Source organism: Burkholderia sp. 22PA0099, assembly GCF_047497165.1.
GTDB lineage: Bacteria > Pseudomonadota > Gammaproteobacteria > Burkholderiales > Burkholderiaceae > Burkholderia.
Genome location: NZ_CP163165.1, coordinates 2,487,613 through 2,511,083 on the forward strand (window position 1 = coordinate 2,487,613; position 23,471 = coordinate 2,511,083).

The 23,471-nt window shown below is 66.8% G+C and carries 19 protein-coding genes; 6 read left to right on the forward strand and 13 right to left on the reverse strand.

The window, feature by feature from the left end; genetic code table 11:
* Window positions 1–13 precede the first annotated feature (13 nt).
* Window positions 14–1,321: an L-fuconate dehydratase gene (locus AB4851_RS26465; protein WP_414449456.1), complete on the reverse strand. Its 1,308-nt coding sequence runs from the start codon at window positions 1,319–1,321 to the stop codon at window positions 14–16.
* A gap of 190 nt (window positions 1,322–1,511) precedes the next feature.
* Window positions 1,512–2,360 (reverse strand): amidohydrolase family protein, encoded by an 849-nt coding sequence (locus AB4851_RS26470; RefSeq protein ID WP_414449457.1) that lies wholly within the window; start codon window positions 2,358–2,360, stop codon window positions 1,512–1,514.
* A 672-nt stretch (window positions 2,361–3,032) separates the two neighbouring features.
* Between AB4851_RS26470 and AB4851_RS26475 the strand changes: the two genes are divergently transcribed.
* Together AB4851_RS26475 and AB4851_RS26480 are read left to right on the forward strand one after the other, a co-directional pair.
* Complete coding sequence (locus tag AB4851_RS26475; protein WP_414449458.1) at window positions 3,033–5,183, forward strand: M1 family metallopeptidase; 2,151 nt, start codon at window positions 3,033–3,035, stop codon at window positions 5,181–5,183.
* Window positions 5,184–5,870: 687 nt separating this feature from the next.
* Window positions 5,871–8,048, forward strand: coding sequence for a hypothetical protein (locus AB4851_RS26480; RefSeq protein WP_414449459.1), 2,178 nt, complete (start codon window positions 5,871–5,873; stop codon window positions 8,046–8,048).
* 86 nt (window positions 8,049–8,134) lie between these two features.
* On the opposite strand, the gene hutU is transcribed toward AB4851_RS26480, so the two are convergent.
* From hutU to AB4851_RS26520, 8 genes are all read right to left on the reverse strand, one after another.
* Complete coding sequence (gene hutU / locus AB4851_RS26485; protein ID WP_414449460.1) at window positions 8,135–9,823, reverse strand: urocanate hydratase; 1,689 nt, start codon at window positions 9,821–9,823, stop codon at window positions 8,135–8,137.
* A gap of 261 nt (window positions 9,824–10,084) precedes the next feature.
* Window positions 10,085–10,822 (reverse strand): histidine utilization repressor, encoded by a 738-nt coding sequence (hutC, locus tag AB4851_RS26490; RefSeq protein ID WP_414449461.1) that lies wholly within the window; start codon window positions 10,820–10,822, stop codon window positions 10,085–10,087.
* Window positions 10,823–10,913: 91 nt separating this feature from the next.
* The gene (locus tag AB4851_RS26495; protein WP_414449462.1) at window positions 10,914–12,524 is read right to left on the reverse strand and encodes an HAL/PAL/TAL family ammonia-lyase; all 1,611 of its coding nucleotides are present in this window, start codon (window positions 12,522–12,524) and stop codon (window positions 10,914–10,916) included.
* A 66-nt stretch (window positions 12,525–12,590) separates the two neighbouring features.
* Window positions 12,591–13,385 (reverse strand): ABC transporter ATP-binding protein, encoded by a 795-nt coding sequence (locus tag AB4851_RS26500; protein WP_414449463.1) that lies wholly within the window; start codon window positions 13,383–13,385, stop codon window positions 12,591–12,593.
* A gap of 26 nt (window positions 13,386–13,411) precedes the next feature.
* Window positions 13,412–14,155 (reverse strand): ABC transporter permease, encoded by a 744-nt coding sequence (locus AB4851_RS26505; protein WP_414445110.1) that lies wholly within the window; start codon window positions 14,153–14,155, stop codon window positions 13,412–13,414.
* Between the two features lie 16 nt (window positions 14,156–14,171).
* Window positions 14,172–14,894 carry an ABC transporter permease gene (locus tag AB4851_RS26510; RefSeq protein ID WP_414449464.1) on the reverse strand — a complete coding sequence of 241 codons (723 nt, stop codon included), beginning with the start codon at window positions 14,892–14,894 and terminating at the stop codon, window positions 14,172–14,174.
* Window positions 14,895–15,007: 113 nt separating this feature from the next.
* On the reverse strand, window positions 15,008–15,856 hold the full coding sequence (locus AB4851_RS26515; protein ID WP_414449465.1) for a transporter substrate-binding domain-containing protein: 849 nt from the start codon (window positions 15,854–15,856) through the stop codon (window positions 15,008–15,010).
* Between the two features lie 260 nt (window positions 15,857–16,116).
* Window positions 16,117–17,007 (reverse strand): LysR family transcriptional regulator, encoded by an 891-nt coding sequence (locus tag AB4851_RS26520; protein WP_414449466.1) that lies wholly within the window; start codon window positions 17,005–17,007, stop codon window positions 16,117–16,119.
* Window positions 17,008–17,106: 99 nt separating this feature from the next.
* On the opposite strand from AB4851_RS26520, the gene AB4851_RS26525 reads away from it, so the two are divergent.
* The 4 genes from AB4851_RS26525 (at window position 17,107) to AB4851_RS26540 (ending at window position 21,349) form a co-directional block, all read left to right on the forward strand.
* Window positions 17,107–18,411: a CitMHS family transporter gene (locus AB4851_RS26525; protein WP_414449467.1), complete on the forward strand. Its 1,305-nt coding sequence runs from the start codon at window positions 17,107–17,109 to the stop codon at window positions 18,409–18,411.
* Between the two features lie 55 nt (window positions 18,412–18,466).
* Window positions 18,467–19,846 (forward strand): acyclic terpene utilization AtuA family protein, encoded by a 1,380-nt coding sequence (locus AB4851_RS26530; RefSeq protein ID WP_414449468.1) that lies wholly within the window; start codon window positions 18,467–18,469, stop codon window positions 19,844–19,846.
* A complete protein-coding gene (locus AB4851_RS26535) occupies window positions 19,833–20,147 on the forward strand; it encodes a hypothetical protein (RefSeq protein ID WP_414445104.1) in 315 nt (104 codons plus the stop codon). Before AB4851_RS26530 ends, AB4851_RS26535 begins: the two co-directional genes overlap by 14 nt.
* Before the next feature lie 140 nt (window positions 20,148–20,287).
* A complete protein-coding gene (locus tag AB4851_RS26540) occupies window positions 20,288–21,349 on the forward strand; it encodes an LLM class flavin-dependent oxidoreductase (protein WP_414445103.1) in 1,062 nt (353 codons plus the stop codon).
* Window positions 21,350–21,392: 43 nt separating this feature from the next.
* On the opposite strand, the gene AB4851_RS26545 is transcribed toward AB4851_RS26540, so the two are convergent.
* The 3 genes from AB4851_RS26545 to AB4851_RS26555 all read right to left on the reverse strand — a co-directional run bounded on the left by AB4851_RS26545 (window position 21,393) and on the right by AB4851_RS26555 (window position 23,461).
* On the reverse strand, window positions 21,393–21,662 hold the full coding sequence (locus tag AB4851_RS26545) for a hypothetical protein (protein ID WP_414449469.1): 270 nt from the start codon (window positions 21,660–21,662) through the stop codon (window positions 21,393–21,395).
* On the reverse strand, window positions 21,655–22,401 hold the full coding sequence (locus AB4851_RS26550) for a DNA/RNA non-specific endonuclease (protein ID WP_414449470.1): 747 nt from the start codon (window positions 22,399–22,401) through the stop codon (window positions 21,655–21,657). Before AB4851_RS26550 ends, AB4851_RS26545 begins: the two co-directional genes overlap by 8 nt.
* 127 nt (window positions 22,402–22,528) lie before the next feature.
* Window positions 22,529–23,461 carry a dihydrodipicolinate synthase family protein gene (locus AB4851_RS26555; RefSeq protein WP_414449471.1) on the reverse strand — a complete coding sequence of 311 codons (933 nt, stop codon included), beginning with the start codon at window positions 23,459–23,461 and terminating at the stop codon, window positions 22,529–22,531.
* Window positions 23,462–23,471 lie beyond the last annotated feature (10 nt).

The window sequence follows — 23,471 nt, forward strand, 5'->3', positions numbered from 1 at the left end:
GTCGTTATCTCCTTCAGGCCAGCGCGTCGGCCGGCTGCGCCTGCGCGCCGCGGAACCGGTAGCGTTCGAGCGATTCGGGCTTCATGGTGATCGAGAAGCCCGGCGCGGCGGGCGGCAGGTAGGCCGCGTCGCGAATCACGCACGGATCGACGAAATGCTCGTGCAGGTGATCGACGTACTCGATCACGCGCCCCTCGCGGGTGCCGGCGATGCACACGTAATCGATCATCGACAGATGCTGCACGTACTCGCACAGCCCCACCCCGCCCGCATGCGGGCACACCGGCAGGCCATACTTGGCGGCCATCAGCATCACGGCCAGGATTTCGTTGACGCCGCCGAGCCGGCACGCGTCGATCTGCACCACGTCGATCGCTCCGCGCATGATGAACTGCTTGAACAGCACGCGGTTCTGGCACATCTCGCCGGTGGCCACCTGCACCGGGCCGATCGCCTCGCGGATCTTGCGATGGCCTTCCACGTCGTCCGGGCTGGTCGGTTCCTCGATGAACCACGGCTTGGCGAACGCCAGCTCGCGCACCCAATCGATCGCCTCGTCCACTTCCCACACCTGGTTGGCGTCGATCATCAGCTTGCGATCCGGGCCGATCACCTCGCGCGCGATCGTCACGCGGCGGATGTCGTCCTCCAGGTTCGCGCCCACCTTGAGCTTGACGTGGTCGAAGCCGGCCTCCACCGCCTCGCGGCACAGGCGGCGCAGCTTGTCGTCGCTGTAGCCGAGCCAGCCGGCCGAGGTCGTGTAGCACGGGTAGCCCTCGCGCCGCAGCGTCTCGATCCGCTCGGCCTTGCCCGGTGCCTGGCGCTCCAGCAGTTGCAGCGCGTCCTGTTCGGTCAGGCAATCGCCGAGGTAGCGGAAATCGATGCAGCGCACCAGTTGCGCCGGCGTCATCTCGGCCACCAGTTGCCACAGCGGCTTGCCTTCGGCCTTGGCCCACAGGTCCCACGCGGCGTTGACCACCGCGCCGGTGGCGAGGTGGATCGCGCCCTTGTCCGGGCCGATCCAGCGCAGTTGGCTGTCGGACGTGACGTGCCGCCAGAAGCGGCCCATGTCCTCGCGAATCCAGTCGAGATCGAGGCCCACCACCAGGTGGTGCATGGCTTCGATGGCCGCGCAGCAGATCTCGTTGCCGCGCCCGATCGTAAACGTCAGGCCGTGGCCTTCGAGGCCCGGGCGATCGGTTTCGAGGATCACGTAGGCGGCCGAGTAATCGGGATCGGGGTTCATCGCATCGGAGCCATCGAGCCGTTGCGAGGTCGGGAAACGCACGTCGAGGACGCGCATCGAGCGAATGATCGTCATGGTCGGTTGTCTTGTTTCGTGTTGCGTACTGCCGGGTTTCGAGAGGGCGAACGGCGCGGCCGGCGTGCCGGCATCGCGCTTATTGGTTTAATGGTCCAACCAATTTGATGGCCATCATACGTCGGTTGCCGGGCGGCGTCACGCCATCCGCGCTGCGGGTTTTCCCTCGGCGGCCTGCGCCGCCGGGGCTTCAGCCGATGCGGTAAAAGCGTTGCGCGGTGCCGCCGAAGATCGCGTCGAGCGCGGTCGCGTCCTCGCCGAACAGGCGTGTGCAATGGCGGTGGCAGGTGTCGAACCAATCGGCGTAGCCGCCATGCGCCGACGCGAGCCGCAGCACCGGCCAGTCGCTGCCCCACATCAGGCGCTCGGGGCCGAACAGCGAGGCGGCCGCATCGATGAACGCGCCGATCTGTTGCGCGCTGGTGTGTGCATCGGCCTCGGTCCAGAGGCCCGAGAGCTTGCAGAACACGTTCGGCAATTGCGCGAGCCGTGCCATCGCGTCGTGCCACGGCGCGAGTTCGCCGCGCGCGATCGGCGGCTTGGCCGCGTGGTCGATCACGATCGGCAGCGCGCGATGGCGGCTTGCGAACGCATGCAGCGCATCGAGTTGCGCGGGCGTGACGAGCGCGTCGAAACACAGGTCGTGCGCGAGCATCGCGGCCACCGCGGGTGCGAGCGCGTCGTCGTCGATCCAGCGGTCGTCGAGCGCTTGCAGCATCGGGCGCAGGCCGCGAAATTTCGGTTCGGCGGCGAACGTGGCGATATGCGCGGGCGCGTCGGGCGCTTTCATGTCGACCCAGCCGACCACGGCCTTTACGCTTGGCGTGGCGTTGGCGAGCGCGAGCAGTTCGCGCGTGTCGTCGAGCGTCGGCAGCGACTGCACGAGCACGGTGCCGTCCATCTGCCTTTCATGTAAGTGCGGCGCAAGATCGGCCGGCCCGAAATCGCGATGAATCGGTGCGAGGCTCGGCGGCGGCCACTCGCCTTCGCGCGCGGCGATTCGCCAGTAGTGCTGATGGGCGTCAAGACGCAAGGGCATCGATCGCGTTCCTTATGGGTGATGTCGTGAATCCAGGGGTGGCCAAGCCTTGGCCGCCCATCGGACCAAAGGTCCAACCAATCCAGTGAAGATCGACGAGGCCGGCAGGCCTGACCATTCGGGCTAACCCGGATTCGTCCGATGACGCCGCCGATTCAATCCGGAATCAGCAGTTTTTTCATGCGTCGCATCTCATTCGGCAATAAATTCATCCTGAATTATTTCACCAAACTTTTTTAACCATTACAAAAAATTACGCTGTATATTCAGCCTCGGATTGGATTGTCAGGCAGTTGTTCAGAGATTGTCGGCAAGCCTTCCATTTGAACCGTCCGGATCAAACCGTCAGGCTTCCGGATCAATTCGTCATTGGCAGAAAAGATCGCGCGGCGTGTCCATTGCCGCGTGAAAACGCATGGCCACGCCATGCTTACCCGCGTACGAATCGGCGCCATAGAGCGCGGATCGTTGCTGCTCGCTTGATAAACAACAGGGCCTTCAGACATGCAGAACTTTACTTAAAAGCGCCAGCGCTTTAGCCGGCGCTTCCCCGCGTTTCATTCAAACCTCGATGCCATTTCATTTCGCTGCGAAATACCGGCGACGGCATGTTATTGCCCGCGGCATTTCAACCAGCCATTCACCGTTCATTCCACTTTCAAAGGAATCGGTATGGAAATCACGCTTCGCCATTTTCGTCATTTCCGCCTGCTGCCGCTCGTGGCCGCGCTCGCCCTGGCCGCCTGCGGCGGCGACGACGGCGGCTCCGGCTCGGCCGTCTCGTTCGGCGCCGTTGGCAACCAGACGGCCAATACCACCGCGCCCGTCGCACCGGCCGCGAACCGCAGCACCGCACCCGTCGAAATGCCCGACACGGTGGTGCCGGTCAATTACCGGCTGTGGTTCCGCCCGAGCGCGGCGCTCGACCAGTTCCAGGGCCGCGCCGATGTCGAGATCAACGTGCTGAAGCCGGTGGACGCGATCGTGGTGGCCGCGCACCGGCTGCAATTCACCAATGGCCGCATCACGCTGCAGCCGGGCAACATCCAATTGATCGCCACGCCGCAGGGCCAGGGCGATTACGTGCAACTGCGCCCGGCCAGCGGCACGATCGCGCGCGGCAGCTATTCGTTGCACATGGAATGGCAGGGCATCATCAATTTCGATACGCACGGCGATCCCACCAAGGGCACCGTCGGCAGTTGCGACAACGATCCGTACCCGGGCTGCTCGGCCGCCGAGGGCATGTTCCGCGTCGATCTGGTGGGCACCGACGGCACCAGCAGCGGCGCGGTGCTCACGCAGGGCGAATCGGACCTGTCGCGGCAGTGGTTCCCGGGCTGGGACGAGCCGGCATTCCGCCCGACCTACGAGGTGTCGGCCGAGGTGCCGCAGGAATGGCGCGTGGTGTCGAACGCGGCCGAGAAGCCGGCGTCGAACGTGGGCGGCGGCTACAAGCTGGTGTCGTTCGACAAGACGCCGCCGATGCCGTCCTACCTGGTGTTCTTCGGCGGCGGGCGCTTCGACGTGCTGGAGGACGACTTCACGAGCCCGCTGCCCGACGGCCGGGGCATGCACCTGCGGATCTTCACGCCGCCGGGCATGAGCGAATGGGCCAAGCCGGCGATGCAGGAAACCAAGCAGGCGCTCGACTACTACTACCGCTACACCGGCATCCCGCTGCCGCTGACCAAGTTCGACACGGTGGCGGCCAACGACAAGTTCAAGGCGCAGAAGGACCTGAACTTCGGCGGCATGGAGAACTGGGGGGCCATCCTCGAATTCGCCGACGACATCCTGCCGAAGCCCGGCACGACGATGTCGAAGTACGGCATGGAAGTGCTCACGCACGAGGCCTCGCACCAATGGTTCGGCGACCTGGTCACGCTCGACTGGTGGGATGACGTTTGGCTGAACGAATCGTTCGCCACGTACTTCGAAACCCGCACCTCGATCCAGTTCCACCCCGACCGCTTCAGTTGGGTGCAGGACGTGGGCGACAAGGCGGCCGTGATCCGCGCCGATATCGGCCCGAATGCGTTCCCGGTGCAGCCGAACTTCAACGCGTTCGGCTCGAACGACTTCGTGGTGAACGCGGGCGCGTTCGTCTACAACAAGGGCGGCCACGTGCTGAAGATGCTGGAGGGCTATCTCGGCGACGACGTGATGCGCCGCGGCTTGCAGCAATATCTGGCCGACTACTCGTTCGGCAACGGCACGCCGCAGCGGCTGTGGGATGCGCTGTCGAACGCCAGCGGCCAGAAGGTCGGCCCGATCGGCGACAGCTTCGTGCGCCAGACCGGCGTGCCGCTGCTCACGCTCGACGCGCAATGCGATCTGACCAAGAACCAGAACGTCGTGACGATCAAACAGGCGCCGTTCCCGAACACCAATGCGTACCCGGGCACGCAGTGGACGGTGCCGGTCACGCTGGCCTATGGCGACGGCCTGATCAAGCGCACCACGCTCGCGCTGAAGGACACGCAGGCGCAGGTGCGGCTCGACGGCTGTTCGGCCGTGCTCGCGAACCCGAGCGGCTTCGACTACTACGTGACGAACTACAGCGATTCGGCCTGGAGCGCGTTGCTGCCGCAACTGTCGAAAACCACCGACCCAGTGTTGCTGACCAACCTGCGCAACGACGCGAACCTGCTGGTCTCGAAGCAGCTCGCGCCGGCCTCGCGCACGGCTGCCCTCAGCTCGATCACGCCGCCGGCCGCGGTTGCGCTGCGGCAGTTGGCGGTGGGCGAATCGGTGGTGCGCCAGACGCGTCCGGTGCTGCGCTACAACGGCAAGTTCGTGGCGCGCAAGCGTAGCGAATAAGCGCTGGCGGCCTCGCGGCCGCGATCCGTTCGCAACAAGTTGGCCCCTCGTCGGCATGCGTGCCGGCGAGGGGCTTTTTCATGGTGGCGCGTGGCGCCGCACCGCGTGGCCAATGGCGGCGTTCCGTCATCCGACCTCCTCGCTCTCACGCCATCCGCCCCGGCGAACCTCGTCGGCGCCGCCCCGCCCAGCAATGATGACGACGTCTGGTTATCCCCGACAGGCATCCTGCGTTCTACGAGATAGGATATCCGACAACAAATCAGTAAGCCTGCAGTCAGTCGTCCGTCACCGTGCCCGAACGGACGACAGCCCGCCCCGCCACACGACCGCTGTGGCGAAACGGCCGGCGTTTGACGACGTATCAGAATCATGCGAATCCGCAATCGAGGGGGAGATGGATCGCGATGCCGCCCACAACGCGCGCGTCGGCCGATGCCTTTCTATGTTGTCCGATAACTGATGATTTAAAACCCTGCACGCTGGCACGACCGGTTTCCGACCGGCCGTCGCTTGGCTGCTGCCTGGCCGCGACCGTTTCCGAAACGCCGTCGCGCGGGACCGTTCGTCCCGCGTCGGGCCGCATCGGGCAGCAAGCGCAGCCGGCATCACGAGGAGGTCGCACATGGATTGACGTTCGCCGCGCAATTGTTTCGTATACCACAACATTAAAACGATGGAGATACCATGCTTTCGATAACACGGACGCGATCCGCACTCGCCGTCAGCACCGCCGTTGCCCTGCTCGCCCTTGCCGCCTGCGGCGGCGAAACCAGCACGCCGCCCGCATCGGGCTCCGGCGGTTCGACCGGCCAGGGCAACGTGTCCACGCTGGCCACCTCGCTGCAGGGCATCGTGTACGGCACGGCCACCACCTCGGTGCCGAGCGGCGCGAACGTGCCGATCACGATGATGGGCCAGATGCGTGCGCTGTTCGACCGGATCAAGGCCGCGCCCGATTTCACGCAAGTGGTAATGGACCTCGGCGACGGCAGCCCCGTGCATGTGCTCGACACCAACACCGGCGACAAATTCCTGCCCGGCAAGCTCGCGCTCGGCCTGTCGTGGATTTTGATCGACATGAAGTCGAAGAACGATCCGCAGTACGCCGATTACCTGGCCGCCTACCAGAAGGTGACCACGGCCATGATGGCCATGAACGGCAGCAACTATCTGTATGCGAACACGTCCTGGGGCGAGTACTACTACCTGGTCGCGCTGAACAACTTCCAGGCGCACGGCATGCTCGACGAAGTGTTCAGCGGCACGATGCTGGCCACGCTCCAGCAGCGCCTGATGTTCTGCGACATGTTCGGCGCCGACGCCAGCGGCAAGACCAACACCTGCCCGGCCAGCGGCACGCCGATCGACATCGCCTCGCTCAACACGGCGCAGAACTACTACGCGGTGTCGTACGGCATCGCCGGCCTGCGTCAGAAGCTCGGCTGGAGCAGCCCGAGCTTTTCATCGAAGACGGATGCGAGCGTGGCCGCCATGAACGCGCGCGACGCCCTGCTCTACACGCTGACCAACCATATCCGCAACGATTCGTCGGGCGGCTTTTCCGACGAGGCTTCGAACACCAGCAAGACCTACTACGATCAGGCGCGCTTCGACCGCTACAGCACGCTGCTGATCGGCGAGGTGACGGAGCGCACGTTCGAGATGGGCAACGAGGCGAACCTGACGCCCGAGTTGAAGGGCTACTTGCGCAAGTCGGTGGACCTGATCCTGCCGCAGCTCAACACCGACGGCGAAGGCTTCAACTACGGCCGCTCGATCGGCCCGTACGGCGATTCGGCGTTCATGGAGGTGCTGACGGCGGCCGCCAATGCCGGCGTGCTGACCGACGCCGAGAAGCAGGCGGCCTACGCGTATATCTACCGCGCCGCGCTGCGTTTCGAGAACTACTGGTACGACCCGACGCTGCCCACGCCGTCGGTCAACATGTGGGTCAAGGGCCGCGGCACCGATACCTATCGCGGCAAGCCGCGCGCGATGGGCGAGAACTTCAGCCTGCTGCACCAGTATCTGTATGTGAACGCGTGGTGGAACAAGCTCGGCTTCGGCGCGGCCGCCCCGCTGACCGACACGCAGTTCCAGTCCTGGCTCGACAGCACCCAGCCGCACGTCAAGCTGACCTGGTACAACCAGCCGACCGATACCGCGCACCCTTACAGCGCGGCGCTCGTCACCGTGCGCGACGGCAAGCGCGTGATCAACCTGAACCTGAGCCAGGCGCCCGACTACAACTCGTTCACGCCGTACTACCCGGTGCCGTTCTCCGACAAGCTGATCTACGGCACCACCGATCTAGCCTACGCGCTGCTGATCCCGCAGGTCAGCTACAACGGCAAGACCTACCAGCCGGTCACGTACTACCAGAACCTCAACGTGCAGGAGAGCAACGGCCAGGTGGTCGTGAGCTTCGACACGACGAAGTTCCGCGTGGCGTCGAAGAACGCCGCCGCGTCGACCGACCTGGATTTGCAGACGCATACGGTGCTCACGTTCGCGCACGGCTCGATCTCGCGCACCGACACGCTCGGTTCGGCCACGCTGACCGGCAACCTGGCGGTGGAAACCGATTACACGGCGTTCAACGATCTGGCGAGCACCACGGCGAACGCGGACGGCGTGTCGATCAATTACGGCAACGGCGCGGCCACCGGCTATGCGACCACGGGCTTCTCGAGCTGCGCGCTGTCCGACTTCAGCACGGTGAACAACGCGACCAATCCGCTGTCGACCACGCCGATCGGGCAGTTGCATTCGAAGTTCGCCTGCACGACGCAGCCGTTCACGCTCGGCTCGGGGCAGAGCCGCACGTTGAGCTGGACGCTGAAGTACGCCGACCCGGCTTGATGAGCGGGATGGTGGTGTAAAAGAAAAACGCGACGCCGAAGTGGGCGTCGCGTTTTTTATGAACTCGGCGTTCTGCTTATGGCGCGTTATCGGCCCAGCATCGGCAGCTTCAAGCCGGCCTCGCGCGCCGTGTCACGCGCGAGTTCGTAGCCGGCGTCGGCATGCCGCATCACGCCCGTGGCCGGATCGTTGAACAGCACGCGGCCGAGGCGCTCGTGCGCGGCATCGGTGCCGTCGGCCACGATTACCACGCCCGAGTGCTGCGAGAAGCCCATGCCCACGCCGCCGCCGTGATGCAGCGACACCCACGACGCACCGCCCGCCGTGTTGAGCAGCGCGTTCAGCAGCGGCCAATCGCTGACGGCATCCGAGCCGTCCTTCATCGCTTCGGTTTCGCGGTTCGGGCTGGCCACCGAGCCGGTATCGAGATGGTCGCGGCCAATCACGATCGGCGCCTTCAGTTCGCCGTTCTTGACCATCTCGTTGAACGCCTGGCCGAGACGATAGCGATCCTTCACGCCCACCCAGCAGATCCGCGCCGGCAGGCCCTGGAACGCGATGCGCTCACGCGCCATGTCGAGCCAGTTGTGCAGATGCGGATCGTCGGGAATCAGTTCCTTGACCTTCGCGTCCGTCTTGTAGATGTCCTCGGGATCGCCCGACAGCGCGACCCAGCGGAACGGCCCCTTGCCTTCGCAGAACAGCGGGCGGATATAGGCCGGCACGAAGCCCGGGAAGTCGAACGCGTTCTTCACGCCCATGTCGAGCGCCATCTGGCGGATGTTGTTGCCGTAATCGAGCGTGGCCGCGCCGCGCGCCTGCAACGTGAGCATCGCCTGCACCTGCTTGGCCATCGATTGCTTGGCCGGCAGCACGATGCTTTGCGGATCGACCTTCTGCGCCTCGCGCCACTGCTCGACGCGCCAGCCTTGCGGCAGGTAGCCGTTGATCGGATCGTGCGCGCTGGTCTGGTCGGTCACGCAATCGGGCACGATGCCGCGCTCCACCACTTCGGCGAACACGTCGGCCGCATTGCCGAGCAGGCCGATCGACACCGGCTTGCCGGCGCGCTTGGCCTCGTCGAGCATGGCCAGCGCTTCGTCGAGCGTGGTGGCCTTCTTGTCGACGTAGCGCGTCTTCAGGCGGAAATCGATGCGCGACTCGTCGCATTCCACGGCCAGCATCGAGAAGCCGGCCATGGTGGCTGCCAGCGGCTGCGCGCCGCCCATGCCGCCGAGGCCGCCCGTCAGAATCCAGCGGCCCGACGGATCGCCGTTGAAATGCTGGTTCGCCACCGAGAAGAAGGTTTCGTAGGTGCCCTGAACGATGCCCTGGCTACCGATGTAGATCCAGCTGCCGGCCGTCATCTGGCCGTACATCATCAGGCCCTTGCGATCGAGTTCGTTGAAGTGATCCCAGGTGGCCCAGTGCGGCACGAGGTTCGAATTGGCGAGCAGCACGCGCGGCGCGTCGGCGTGGGTGCGGAACACGCCCACCGGCTTGCCCGATTGGATCAGCAGCGTTTCGTTGTCCTCCAGATCCTTGAGCGAGGCCAGGATCTGGTCGAAGCAATCCCAGTTGCGCGCGGCGCGGCCGATGCCGCCATACACCACCAGCGCATGCGGATGCTCGGCCACTTCGGGATCGAGATTGTTCTGCAACATGCGATAGGCCGCCTCGGCCAGCCAGGTCTTGCAAGTCTTCTCGCTGCCGCGCGGCGCGCGGATCACGCGGGTCGGATCGAGACGCGGATCGATATGCTTCGGATGGTTCATGACGGCCCCAGGAAGGAAAGAAGGAATGGCCTGAGTCTATCCGCCTCATGTTGTCTAGACAACTCGTTTTCAATAAAAAACGACGGGTTCGGCCGCCACTCGGTGTTTATCCCGATACGGCATCCGGTCCTTTAAAAACGATATGAAATGAAAACGAACGACATCGTCGCACCCGGCACCACGGAGCGATCCTGTCTAGTCAAGCAGAGAAGAAAAGCCAAGGCGCGCCACGAACGGGCGCGCGCGATCAGACACCGGCGCTCAGACGCTTCCGGCCAGATGAAACCGCGAGGCGGGATGCCAGAGCTGCACCGAGGTGGCGACCAATTCGCCCACCCACGTGCGCCGCCACATCATCAGGCACGGCTCGCCGATCTCCATCGCGAGATGGCGGCGCACCGGCGCGTCGGGCTTCTGCGCGTAGATGCGGAAATCGGCGCGCTGGATCGGCGCGAGCTGCACCATGTAATGGTTCGGCGTTTCGGTCGTGAAGTCCTGCTCCAGATAATGCGGGAAAACTTGCGGATTGACGTAGCGATCCTCGTACTGGATCGGCTCGCCTTCCTCGCAGTGCACGATCAGCGAGTGAAACACCGGCCCCTTGACCAGGTTGAGGGCGGCCAATGCTTCCGGGTCCTGGCTGATTTCGAGCGCGAGCACCCTGGCCGTGTGCCGATGCCCACGCGAGACGATTTCATCGGCGATGTTGCGGATGTCGAGCACGGTCGATTCGATGTCGCGCGGCGCGACGAAGGTGCCCGAGCCCTGCACGCGCTTGAGCACGCGGTCGGCCGTCAACTCGCGCAGCGCGCGCGACACGGTCATGCGCGCCACGCCGAACTCCTTCACCAGTTCGGTTTCGGACGGGATCATGTCGCCCGGCTTCCAGGTGCCGTTCTCGATATGGCCGATCACGTAGCGCTTGATCTGCTCGTAGGCGGGTGCCAGCTTGCGCGCGGCCTGCGGCTGCGCTGCATCGTCCACTGCGTTGGTTGTCATCGTTATTCTCGACTTCTTTCGTGAAGGGCCATCGGCCAGCCCTGCCCCGCGCGGCTCATTACGCTGCTTATTACACGGCTTGCCACGCTCATCAGGCGCCGATCGCAGCCGGCAGCACGTCGTTGGCCGAGGCCACCGGGCCGCCCGCCACCGACGGCGCCGCGTCGTGCATCAGGGTGCCGTCCACCGGCCGCACCTTCACGGGATCGGGCAGCGGCGGCGGCGCGTCATGCGCGATCAGCCCGAAGGCCAGCGTGATGTCGTCGGCCAATGGCCGATCGTCGCGATAGGTCGCCACGTCGTGGCGAATCCGTGTGTAGAGCGCGTTCGTGTACACGGCACGCGGCGCTTCGACCGGCTGCAGGTCGTAGGCCTGCGCGGCCGCGAGCAATTCTATCCCAAGTATCCGGCAGCTATTTTCGATCACCAGCAGCGCTTTGAGCGCGGCCGGCGTGGCATGACACAGGTGATCTTCCTGCAGGCCCGATGTCACGCCGCCGTCCAGGCTGGCCGGCGCGGCTTCGCGCCGGTTGTGCGCCACCAGCGATGCTGCGGTGTACTGAGCGATCATGAAACCCGAACGCGTGCCGCTCGCATGCGCGAGGAACGCCGGCAACCCGCTGACGAGCGGATTGACGAGCCGATCGATGCGCCGCTCGGCCATCGCCGCCACCTGCGCGACGGCCACGGCCAGGCTGTCCATCGCCAGCGCGATCGACGCGCCCACCGCATGCGCCTGCGAATAGACGCGCGGGGCATCGGGCGTGCCCGTCACGATCGGGTTGTCGGTGGTGGACGCCAGCTCGCGATCGACCACTTCGCCGGTGGCCGCCAGCACGTCGCGCGCCGCGCCATGCACATGCGGAATGGTGCGCAGGCTGAGTGGGTCCTGTGTGCGCCGGCCGAGCGCGGCGGCCAGCAGGCCGCTGCCGTCGAGCGCCGCGCGCATGCGCTGGCCCACCCGTGCGAGCCCCGGCGACACGCGAAACGCGAGCGAATCGGCATCGAACGCGGCCATCTGGCCACCGAGGTTTTCGAAGCTCATGGCCGAGACCGCATCGGCCCAGTCGAGCAGCCGCCCGGCGCGTTGCAGCGCGAGCGCGGCCAGCCCGGTCACGCACGGCGTGCCGTTGACGAGGCTCAGGCCTTCCTTCGCTTCGAGCGACAGCGGCGCGAAACCGAGCCGCTGCAAGGCGTCCGCGCCCGTCAGCCGTTCGCCGTGCCAGTGCGCGTGGCCCGCACCGACGCACACGAGTGCGATATGCGCCATGTGGCTCAGGTAGCCGACCGAGCCGTTCGCCGGCACTTCGGGCAGGCAATCGGCATCGAGCAAGGCCACGAGCCGCTCGACCACTTCGAGCCGCACGCCCGAATGGCCGTGCGCGAAGTTGTTGATCGCGGCGGCCATGATCGCGCGCGTTTCCTCGCGCCCGAGCGGCGCGCCCACGCCGACCGCGTGGCTCATCAGGATGTTGTGCGACAGATCGTGCTGATCGGCCGGCGACACCACCACGTCGCACAACGCGCCTACGCCCGTGTTCACGCCGTAGGCGCGGATGCCGCGCACGACGATCTGCTCGACCAGTTGGCGAGCGGCCATGATGCGCTCACGCGCGGCTTCGGAAAGATGCAGCGGTTCGCCGGCCGCGACGGCGGCGATGTCGTGCCAGTCGAGCGGGCGGTCGGTACGGAGAATGGCCATGATCGTGCGTGCCTGCGGATCGTGCGTTGGAAACGGTTGAACGGTTAACCGGTTGAAACAAGGGGCTCAGTTGTTCGTGTTGCGGTCTTCGTGACCGGACACGAAACGGCGGAAGTGCTCGGATTTGTGTTCGCCGAACACCTCGTCGGGCGTGCCGTCCGAATCCACCTGACCTTGATGCAGGAACATCACGCGGTTCGACACATGGCGCGCGAAGCCCATTTCATGCGTGACGACCAGCATCGTGCGGCCCTCGTCGGCCAGCGCGCGCATCACGCGCAGCACTTCGCCCACCAGTTCGGGATCGAGCGCGGAGGTGGGCTCGTCGAACAGCATGACCTTCGGATGCATGGCCAGCGCGCGGGCGATCGCCACGCGCTGCTGCTGCCCGCCCGACAAGTGCGCCGGATAGTGGCCGCGCCGTTCGCCCAGCCCGACCTTGGCCAGCAGCGCCTCCGCCTCCTCCACCGCCTCGGCGCGGCTGCGCTTGAGCACGCGCATCGGCCCTTCGATGACGTTTTCGAGCACCGTCATGTGCGACCACAGGTTGAAGTTCTGGAACACCATGCCGAGCTGCGAGCGCACGCGATCCACCTGGCGCGGGTCGCCCGGCTGCAGCGTGCCGTCGCGGCGGCGCTTCATCTTCAGTTCCTCGCCGGCCAGCGTGACCGAGCCGTCGTCGGGAATCTCGAGCAGGTTCAGGCAGCGCAGGAACGTGCTCTTGCCCGAGCCGCTCGCGCCGAGGATCGAGATCACGTCGCCTTCGTGCGCGTCGAGCGAGATGCCCTTGAGCACGTGATGCGCGCCGAACGATTTGTGGATGTTGCGGGCGGACAGCGCGACAGGGTTGGCGGATTGCATGCGGTTCTCCAGAGTGAGGCTGCCGGTCACGGCGCGGCGCGGGTTTCGAGCGAGGCGGCGGCGCGCGGCGCCACGGCGGGCGCGGCGCGCAGGTGGCGCGACAGCCGCGTTTCGAGCAGGCCGAGCACGCGCACCACGACGAAATTCAGGAACAGGTAGATCAGCGCCGCACAAACAAACACTTCAGTAGTGCGATAGGTCTGCTGAATGATTTGCTGCGCCACGCCCGTCACTTCCCAGACAGTCACGAGGCTCGCCAGCGCCGTCGATTTGACGAGCAGCACGGCTTCGGTGGAATACGCGGGCAGGCACTGGCGCAGCGCGATCGGGCCGATGATCCGGCGCAGCAGCGAGAAACCCGACAGGCCGATTGCATAGCCGGCCTCGATCTGGCCGACCGGCACGGCCATCAGGCCGCCGCGGATGATTTCGGCCGTATAACCGGCCGTGCACAGCGCCAGCGACAGCACCGCACACACATACGGTTCGCGCAGCACCGGCCACAGAAAGCTCTCGCGGATCACGCCGAATTCGCCGAGCCCGTAGTAGACGAGGAACATCTGGATCAGCAGCGGCGAGCCGCGAAACACCAGGATATAGCCGCGCGCGAAGCGGTTCGGCAGCCAATGCGGCGACACGCGCATCGTGACGATCACCAGCGACAGCAGCCCGCCCAGCACCAGCGACAGGAAGAACAGGCCCAGCGTGGTCGGCACGGCGGCGATCAGTTGCCGCATCGTGTCGAGCAGGAACGGGAAATCGATATGCATGATGGAAAGCCCCGCGTCAGTTGCGTGCGAAGTTGCGCTTGAACGAGCGGCCGACACGCGCCTCGGCCTTGCCGAAGATGCGGTTCGACACGCCCGTCATCGCCAGGTACAGCACGCCGCCCGCCACGAAGAACAGGAAGTAGTCGTGCGTCGAGCCCGCCGCCACCTGAGTGGCGCGCAGCAGCTCGGCCAGGCCGGTGACGGAAATCAGTGCGGAATCCTTGAGGCTCAACTGCCACACGTTGCCGAGGCCCGGCAACGCAAAGCGCAGCACCTGCGGGATCAGGATGCGGCGCGCGGCGGTCAGGCGCGGCATGCCGATCGCGCGCGCGGCTTCCAGCTCGCCGCGCGAAACGGCCAGCACGGCCGCGCGGTAAACCTCGGCCTGATAGGCGCCCGAGATCATGCCCACCGCCACCGCGCCGATCAGGAACGGCGGCACGCCGACGAAGCCGTCGGCGCCGAACCACTGGCCGATGGTGGTGACCAGCGTCGAGCCGCCGAAATAGAACAGGTAGATCACGAGCAGCTCGGGCACGCCACGAAACACCGTGGTGTAGCAGTCGCCGAGCACGCGCAGCGCGCGAAAGCGCGACAGCTTGGCGGCCGCGATCAGGCCGCCGAACACGGAGCCGATCAGCAGCGCGGAGATGGTCAGCACGACCGTCATCAGCGCGCCGAGCAGCAGCACGCTGCCCCAGCCTTCCGATCCGAAACCGAGCATGGTGATGATTGACATGACGCCCCCAGGCAAATCCGGCTACAGGTGTAACGGGTCAAACAACGGGTCAAACGACCGATGCAACGAAAACGGCGCCGTGGGCAACACGGCGCCGCGACACGGCGAAACGCTCAGGGCGTGACGTCCGTCTTGAACCACTTCATCGACAGGCTCTTGATCGTGCCGTCGGCCTTGGCCGCCGCGATCGCCGCGTCGAACTTGGCCTTCAGGTCGGTATCCGTCTTGCGGAACGCGAGGCCTTCGCCCGGGCCCCAGATCGGGCCGGCGACCACCGGGCCGGCCGGCGAGACGTGCGACTTGTCGGCGTTCGCCGTGTAGTAGGTGATGTCGTCGAACGAGGCGTCGATGCGGCCGTTGGCCAGATCGAGGTCACGCTCGGGCGCGCTCTTGTAGACGCGCACCGAGGCGACATCCTTGAAGTTGTTGTTGACGAAGGCCGTGTAGATCGTGCCCGACTGCAGGCCGATGGTCTTGCCCTTCAGTGCCTTGCGCAGCGCTTCGATGGCCGGCGCGTTGCTGCGCGCGTCGTTGTCGAGGCGCAGCGCGGCGGTGTTCGGCGCCGACTTCGGCAGCAGCTTCGGATCGGAGGTGGCGAACGTGGCCGGCGTGGCCGCGTACGGTTGCGACAGCGCGAGGATCTTCTCGCGGTCGGGCGTGATCGAGATCGCATCCATCAGGACATCGAACTTCCCGGCCTGCAGGCCCGGAATCATGCCGTCCCAATCCTGCGTGACCAGGTTGCACTTGAGCTGCGCGTGCGCGCACAGCTTCGCGACCAGCTCGGGCTCGAAGCCGCCCAGCTTGCCGCCCGGCAGCGTCAGGTTCCACGGCGCATAGCTGCCGTCGAGTGCGATCGTGACGGTTTTCCAATCTTTCGCCTGCGCGGCGCCGGCCATCATCGCGGATCCGAACACCGCGCCGATCAACAGCGAAACGAGACGGCTGTGCTTACTCTTCATGTCGACATTCCCCATAGGTTTGGAACTACCAGCCAAGCTAACGAGCGATCTTGTATAGACAAGAATGAGTTAACAAAAACGCATTGGCAAGCAATTTCGCCAAAACGAACGGCGACCTAGGGGATACCCTGAACGCTTTATTCCATATAGGTTTCAGACGAATCAGGATGCGCGATCGCGGTGCATGATTGCGACTTGCCGGGGAATCGATGCTTCGCACCACCAAGTTAACTAGTCAACTTGGTGCACGCCCGCGACGCTCACGACAGCCCGCGCGCGATCACGCGCTCGGCGAACGTCTCGACCACGGCCGGCAAGGTCCGGCCACGCCGCTTGATCAGCGCCACGGGCCGCACGAACGCCGGATCGTCGATCGGCCGCGCCACCAGCTCCGGCTCGGCCAGCACCTCGCGCGCCGAGGCCGGCAGGATCGTCAGGCCCAGCCCGCCGCGCACCATCGCCACCGCCGTCATCATATAGGTCGGCTCGCAGGCGATCTCGGGCGCGAGGCCGGCGCCGGCCAGCGCGGCGTCCACCACCGCGCGCACGCTGGTGCCGCGCGCCGTCAGCACCAGCGGCGCGGCCGCCACCTCGGCGGCCGTCACGCTGCGGCGCCTCGCCAGCGGATGATTGCGCGGGCATACCGCCACCAGCCGGTCCGCACCCGTGTGCAGCACTTCGAGCGCGGGGTCGAGCGCCTCGCCGCCGGTCAGGCCGAGATCGGCCTCCTCGTTGCGCACCAGCGCCTCCACGGCGCTCGCCACGCCGTCGCGGATCTCGAAGCGCGCGCGCGGCACCTGCTCGCGAAACGCGCGGATCAGTTCCGGCAGTGCGCTCGCGGCGAACGTCGGCAGGCAGGCGAGGCGCACCGTGCCGGCCGTGCCGTCGCCCAGCGCGCGGGCGTCGCGCAGCACCCGCTCCATGTCGTCGAGCGAGCGCTGCAGCAGCGGCAGCAGCTCGCGCCCGGTTTGCGTCAGCGCGACGCTGCGGCTGTTGCGGTCGAACAGCCGCGCGCCGACGGTGTCCTCCAGCCGGCGGATCTGCACCGTCAGCGCGGGCTGCGAAAGATTGAGGCGCGCCGCGGCGCGCGTGAAGTTGCCGGCCTGCGCGACGGTCACGAAGGCACGCAATTCGCGGAGATTCAGATCCATAAAAGTTCGTGATTGCTGCAATCAAATCATTTCAATTGCGTTATCGCGTTTGCGAACTTACGCTCGGCCGAATCAAAAGACAAGACCGGAGACACCATCATGCTGCCGTTACTGGGGCTGGCCACCATCGTCGTGCTGCTCGGCGCGATCCTCTCGAAACGCATGTCGCCTCTGGTCGCGCTGATCCTCGTGCCGATCGCGGCCTCGCTGATCGGCGGCTTCGGGCTGCAAACCAGCGCGTTCGTGGTCGGCGGCCTGAAAAGCCTGGCCCCGGTGGTCGGCATGTTCGTGTTCGCGATTCTGTATTTCGGCGTGATCACCGATGCCGGCACGCTCGATCCGATCATCGACCGCATCCTGCGCGCGGTCGGCACGCGGCCCACGCGGATCGTGATGGGCACCACGCTGCTGGCGCTGCTGATCCACCTCGACGGCTCCGGCGCGGTTTGCTTCCTCGTAACGATTCCGGCCATGCTGCCGCTCTACGACCGGCTCGGCATGGACCGCCGCGTGCTCGCGGCGGCCGTGTCGATGGCGGCCGGCATCAACTTCCTGCCGTGGACCGGCCCGATGATCCGCGCCTCGGCCTCGCTGCACCTGCCCGTCTCGGCGCTGTTCAATCCGCTGATTCCGGTGCAGGCGGTCGGCCTCGCGTTCGTGTTCGGTGCGGCCTGGTGGCTCGGCCGCCGCGAGGAACGGCGGCTCGGCGCGAACCTGGCCGGCGGCGCGATCCCGATGCCCGAGCGCGTGTTGAGCGCCGACGAGCAGGCGCTGCGCCGCCCTCGCCTGTTCGGGTTCAACCTGGTGCTGACGGTGCTGGTGCTCGGCACGATGGTGGTGATGGGCGAGAAGATCCCGCCCGCGCTGATGTTCATGGTGGGCTTCTGCATCGCCCTGCTCGTCAACTATCCCGACGTGGACATGCAGCGCAAGCGCATCGACGCCCACGCGCGCGCCGCGCTGATGATGGCCGGCATCCTGCTCGCGGCCGGCGTGTTTACCGGCGTGATGCAGGGCAGCGGCATGCTCAAGGCGATGGCGAGCGCCGCGGTGGGCTTCGTCCCGCCGTCGATGGCCGGCCATATTCCGGTGGCGCTCGGCTTGCTGTCGATGCCGTTGAGCCTGTTGTTCGATCCGGACTCCTTTTATTTCGGCGTCCTGCCGGTGATCGCCGAGGTGGCGGGCCAGCTCGGCGTGCCGGCGCTCCATGTGGGCCAGGCCGCGCTGCTCGGACAGATGACCACCGGCTTCCCGGTCAGCCCGCTGACGCCCGCCACGTTCCTGGTGGTCGGGCTGTGCGGCATCGAGCTGGCCGAGCACCAGAAATTCACGTTCCCGCTGCTGTTCGGCGCGTCGATCGTCATGACGATCGCCTGCGTCGCGTTCGGGATCTTCGCCCTGTGACGCGGCGCGTGGCGCCGTTGCTCATTTCGTCGCGCAAGCGACCGGACACCTCGTCATGACCGATCTTTCCTCCGCCCGGCGCGTGCGGCTCGGCGCCGGCGCCGGCTACTCGGGCGACCGCATCGAGCCGGCCGTCGAACTGGCCGAGCACGGCGCGCTCGACTATCTGATCTTCGAATGCCTGGCCGAGCGCACCATCGCGATCGCGCAGCAGGCGCGGCGCGGCAACCCCGCGCTCGGCTACGACCCGCTGCTCGGCGCGCGCATGCGCGCGGTGCTGCCGGCCGCCGCGCGCCACCGCGTGCGGATCGTCTCGAACATGGGCGCGGCCAACCCGCTGGCCGCCGCGCGCGAGACGGCGCGCATCGCCGCCGAACTCGGCGTCGGCCCGCTGAAAGTGGCCGCCGTGACCGGCGACGACGTGCTCGACGCCGTGCTGCGCGGCGCGTTCCGTTTCGTCGAATCGGGCGACGACGTGGCCGCCTACCGCGAGCGCATCGTGTCCGCGAACGCCTACCTAGGCGCGGCGCCGATCGTCGCCGCGCTGGCCGCCGGGGCCGACGTGGTGCTGACCGGCCGGGTTGCCGATCCGTCGCTGTTCGCCGCGCCGCTGATCCACGAATTCGGCTGGCGCATGGACGACTGGGCCACGCTCGGCCAAGCCACCGTGGTCGGCCATCTGCTCGAATGCGCGGGCCAGGTGACCGGCGGCTATTTCGCCGACCCGGGCTGGCTCGACGTGCCGGACCTCGCGCGGCTCGGCTTCCCGATCGGCGAGGTGGAGGCCGACGGGGCGGTGACGATCACCAAGGTGGCCGGCTCCGGCGGGCGCGTGGGCCTCGACACCTGCCGGCAGCAGTTGCTGTACGAGATTCATGATCCGGCGCGCTACCTGCAACCCGACGTGACGGCCGATTTCAGCGCCGTGACGATGGCCGACGCCGGCCCCGACCGAGTGCGTGTAACGGGCGGGATCGGCCGGGCGCGGCCCGACACGCTGAAGGTGTCGGTGGCTTACACCGACGGCCATATCGGCGAAGGCCAGATTTCCTACGGCGGCCCCGGCGCGCTGGCGCGCGCGCGGCTGGCCGGCGAGATCGTGCGCGAGCGGCTGCGCCTGACCGGCGTGCCGGTAAGCGAGTTGCGCATCGATCTGATCGGCGTGGATGCGTTGTACGGCGCGACCGATATCGGCGGCAGCATTCGCGGCGAACCGGCCGAGGTGCGGCTGCGCGTGGCCGCGCGCACCGCCACCGCCGCCGACGCGGTGCGGATCGGCAACGAAGTGGAAACGCTGTATACGAACGGCCCCGCCGGCGGCGGCGGCGCGACCAAGGCCGCCCGCGAGGTGCTGGCCGTGCAATCGGTGCTGCTGCCGCGCGAGCAGGTGCGGGCCGGCTTCGAAATCGTGGAGGACAACGATGCAACTGCGTGAACTCGCGCATTCGCGCACGGGCGACAAGGGCAATACGCTGAACGTTTCGGTGATCTGCCGCGATGCGCGCGACTACGCGCACCTGCGCGAGCATCTGAGCGCCGAGCGGGTGAAGGCCTGGCTCGGGGCCTTCGTGCACGGCGAGGTGCGCCGCTACGAACTGCCCGCGCTGGCCGCGTTCAACTTCGTGCTCGACGATGCGCTCGGCGGCGGCGTGACGCGCTCGCTCGCGCTCGACGCGCACGGCAAATCGGTCAGCTCGGCGCTGCTGGCGATCGAGGTGCCCGCGCCACCGCGCTGATCAACGCCGATATCAACGCCGATGCCGATGCCCGCTCCCGCATCCACCGCCAGGAACATGCTTAGCTGAATAACTTGGTTGGTGCGGGCCGCCGGCGGCGCGAACATGACCGGTTGCTTCGACCCGATCGAGAAACCCGTATGTCCGCTTCCCTTCCCCGCTTCGGCGTGTGGGCGCTCGTGCATGGCAGCCGCGCCGCGCTGCAGGACCCCGACGAGCCGTACGACGCCTCCTGGGCGCGCAACAAGGCGCTGGTGCTCGAGGCCGAACGGCTCGGCTACGATTCCGTGCTGGTGGCCCAGCACACCATCAATCCGCATCGGCCCTCGCTCGACCAGCTCGAGGCGTGGACCGCCTCGGCCGCGCTCGCCGCGCTGACCGAGCGCATCGAGATCATCGCCGCCATCAAGCCGTATCTCTACCATCCCGTCGTGCTGGCGAAGATGGCGCAGCAGATCGAGCACATCAGCGGCGGGCGCTTCGCGATCAATCTCGTCAATGCCTGGAACCGGCCCGAGCTGGAGCGTGCCGGGATCGGCTTCGCCGAGCACGATGCGCGCTACGCCTACGGGCGCGAATGGATCACCGTGGTGGACGCCCTGCTGCGCGGCGAAACCGTGCGCTTTGCCGGCGAGCACTTCCGCATCGACGATTACGCGCTGCGGCCCACCGACCCGTTCCGGTCGCGGCCGCGCATCTACGTGGGTGGGGAATCGGAACCGGCGCGCGCGCTGGTGGCCGACAAGGGCGACGTGTGGTTCATCAACGGCCAGCCGCTCGACGATGTCGAAACCTTGATCGCCGATTTGAATGCACGGCCGCGGCCGGCCGGCGCCGCGCCGCTGCGCTACGGGCTGTCGGCGTTCGTGATCGCGCGCGAGAGCGCCGCGCAGGCCGAGGCGCACCTCGCGCACCTGTTCGCGCTGGCCGAACTCGACAAGCCGCTGCGCGAGGAACAGAAGCAGCACATCGATCCGAACGCGGTGATGTGGCGCAACTTCGCACAATCGGCGCGGGTCGGCTCGAACGGCGGCACCGCGGCCGGGCTGGTCGGCAGCTACGACGAAGTGGCGCAGCGCATCGCCGCATTCCATCGCGCCGGCATCGAGCTGTTCATGCTGCAATTCCAGCCGTTCGAGGCCGACATGCGGCGCTTCGCCGAGGAAGTCGCGCCGCGCGTGCGGCGCTTGCTGACGCGTTGAGCGGGCGCGGCGGCCGGGCCTCCGGTGCCGCTGCCGCTGTCGTTCAGAACGGGTTGGCGATCTTGCCGGTGGGCGCAGGCGGTTCGTCGGCCAGCTTGGCCGGCAGATCGGGCGTGGCCTTCAGCACCTCGACGATGCTCGTCACGGCCGCCAGCAGCGCTTGCGCGCGCTTGAGCCCTTCCTGATCGCGCGCGATCTCCAGGTCGCCGCTGATCTGGATGCGCGACGGATCGTTGCTGATCGTCAGCGCGTCGCCGGCGATATTGACGACGCTCGCGTCGTCCGCGAAAGCGGTGAAATTGGTTTTAGACACCCGACAACCCTCCTGGCTTCGTATCCTTCAGTCGTTCCGGCACGCCCGGGAAGCGCAGCCCGCTGGCTGCCTCCAGTTCGTGCACGGTTTCGATATCGTACCGTTTCGCGTTGACGTTCTTCACGACGATCGCGAACGCCGTGTTCTTCGAGGGCAGATAGACGAGCTTGAAGATCTCCGTCGGCACGATCACGCGGCTCTCGCCGATCGTCTGCAACTCGCTGCCATGGAACATCGGCCCCGTCACCACGTAGGCCTCGCCGTTGCGCACGGCCATCGCGCGCACCGCTGCCTCGATGTGCGCCCACAGGCGGCGGTTGTTCTGCGGATTCTGCGGGATCATGTTCGCCAGCGAGAACGATTCGGCCATCGCCTGATCGTTCCAGCGATCGCCGGCCGGGCTCAGGTGCCCGCGGTCGTAACCGCTGCGGCGGTAGTCGGCCAGCGTGGCGCTGTCGCCGGCCGGCAGCCGGCGCTCGACGAAGAAGCGGTTGGTGCGCACCTCGTCCTTCGCGTCGGCCAGATGCGCGGCCGTCAGATGCTCGGCCGACCACAGCGGCGTGTGCGTGACGCCGGAATGCAGCACGACGAAATCCGAATAGCAGATCAGGCGCGTCTGGCGCGCCATCTTCGGATTCGTCAGTACGGGTTCCTGGCCGGACGGGGAGAATTGTGGGCACGACGACGCGAATGCGGTCGCGGAGATCGTCAGCGCGCAGAGCGCGGCGAGCCATTTCATGGGTGGGGGCGCGGAGAAAAAAGCGCGAATTGTAGCGGACCCGGGCGCATCGCGACATACGGAGGGCAAGCCCGCGTATCGATGTCGCACCGCGCCGGCCCCCAACATCGACGCACCCTTCCCGCGCTCAACGTCCCCAGCGCAGCACCAACGGATCGAGCTGGCGCGCGATCCGCAACAGGCTCGCGCGCGTGGCCGGATGCATGTCGGGCAGCGGATGGCGCATCGCGTCCGACGCAATCACCCCACCGGCCTTCATCAGCACCTTGGCGGTGGCAATGCCGCCCTGGCGGTTCTCGTGAAGGATCAACGGCAGCCAGCGCTGGTAATTGCGCTCGGCCTCCGCCGCGTTGCCTGCCGCCCACGCATCGACGATCGTGCGAATGCCGTCGGGATAGCCGCCGCCCGTCATCGCGCCGGTCGCACCGGCTTCGAGATCGGCCATCAGCGTGATCGCCTCCTCGCCGTCCCACGGGCCGACGATCGCGTCGCCGCCCAGCGCGATCAGCTCGCGCAGTTTCGCGGCCGCCTGCGGCACCTCGATCTTGAAGTACGACACGTTCGGAATCTCGAGCGCCATCTGCGCCAGCAGCGCGGCCGACAGCGTCGTGCCGCTGGCCGGCGCGTCCTGGATCATGATCGGAATCTCGATCGCGTCCGACACCGTGCGGAAGAACGTGTAGATCGCCGCCTCGCTCGCGCGGAACGTCGCGCCGTGATACGGCGGCATCACCATCACCATCGCGGCGCCCGCATCCTGCGCGCGGCGGCTGCGTTCGGCGCACACGGCGGTGCCGAAATGCGAAGTGGTGACGATCACCGGCACGCGGCCCGCCACGTGGTCGAGCACGCAGTGCATCACCGCGTCGCGCTCGTCGTCGGCCAGCGAGAATTGCTCGGAAAAATTCGCGAGCACGCACAGGCCGGTCGAGCCGGCGTCGATCATGAAATCGACGCAGCGGCGCTGCCCGTCGAGATCGAGACGGCCGTCGGCGGCGAAGATGGTCGGCACGACCGGGAACACGCCCGCATGACGCGGGCTGGAAACGCTCGATTGCATCAAGGCAACT

Excerpts from the sequence above, each read along its gene's own strand:
- AB4851_RS26465 (WP_414449456.1), bottom strand. The coding sequence starts at position 1,321 with ATGACGATCATTCGCTCGATGCGCGTCCTCGACGTGCGTTTCCCGACC.
- AB4851_RS26470 (WP_414449457.1), bottom strand. The coding sequence starts at position 2,360 with ATGCCCTTGCGTCTTGACGCCCATCAGCACTACTGGCGAATCGCCGCG.
- AB4851_RS26475 (WP_414449458.1), top strand. The coding sequence starts at position 3,033 with ATGGAAATCACGCTTCGCCATTTTCGTCATTTCCGCCTGCTGCCGCTC.
- AB4851_RS26480 (WP_414449459.1), top strand. The coding sequence starts at position 5,871 with ATGCTTTCGATAACACGGACGCGATCCGCACTCGCCGTCAGCACCGCC.
- hutU (WP_414449460.1), bottom strand. The coding sequence starts at position 9,823 with ATGAACCATCCGAAGCATATCGATCCGCGTCTCGATCCGACCCGCGTG.
- hutC (WP_414449461.1), bottom strand. The coding sequence starts at position 10,822 with ATGACAACCAACGCAGTGGACGATGCAGCGCAGCCGCAGGCCGCGCGC.
- AB4851_RS26495 (WP_414449462.1), bottom strand. The coding sequence starts at position 12,524 with ATGGCCATTCTCCGTACCGACCGCCCGCTCGACTGGCACGACATCGCC.
- AB4851_RS26500 (WP_414449463.1), bottom strand. The coding sequence starts at position 13,385 with ATGCAATCCGCCAACCCTGTCGCGCTGTCCGCCCGCAACATCCACAAA.
- AB4851_RS26505 (WP_414445110.1), bottom strand. The coding sequence starts at position 14,155 with ATGCATATCGATTTCCCGTTCCTGCTCGACACGATGCGGCAACTGATC.
- AB4851_RS26510 (WP_414449464.1), bottom strand. The coding sequence starts at position 14,894 with ATGTCAATCATCACCATGCTCGGTTTCGGATCGGAAGGCTGGGGCAGC.
- AB4851_RS26515 (WP_414449465.1), bottom strand. The coding sequence starts at position 15,856 with ATGAAGAGTAAGCACAGCCGTCTCGTTTCGCTGTTGATCGGCGCGGTG.
- AB4851_RS26520 (WP_414449466.1), bottom strand. The coding sequence starts at position 17,007 with ATGGATCTGAATCTCCGCGAATTGCGTGCCTTCGTGACCGTCGCGCAG.
- AB4851_RS26525 (WP_414449467.1), top strand. The coding sequence starts at position 17,107 with ATGCTGCCGTTACTGGGGCTGGCCACCATCGTCGTGCTGCTCGGCGCG.
- AB4851_RS26530 (WP_414449468.1), top strand. The coding sequence starts at position 18,467 with ATGACCGATCTTTCCTCCGCCCGGCGCGTGCGGCTCGGCGCCGGCGCC.
- AB4851_RS26535 (WP_414445104.1), top strand. The coding sequence starts at position 19,833 with ATGCAACTGCGTGAACTCGCGCATTCGCGCACGGGCGACAAGGGCAAT.
- AB4851_RS26540 (WP_414445103.1), top strand. The coding sequence starts at position 20,288 with ATGTCCGCTTCCCTTCCCCGCTTCGGCGTGTGGGCGCTCGTGCATGGC.
- AB4851_RS26550 (WP_414449470.1), bottom strand. The coding sequence starts at position 22,401 with ATGAAATGGCTCGCCGCGCTCTGCGCGCTGACGATCTCCGCGACCGCA.
- AB4851_RS26555 (WP_414449471.1), bottom strand. The coding sequence starts at position 23,461 with ATGCAATCGAGCGTTTCCAGCCCGCGTCATGCGGGCGTGTTCCCGGTC.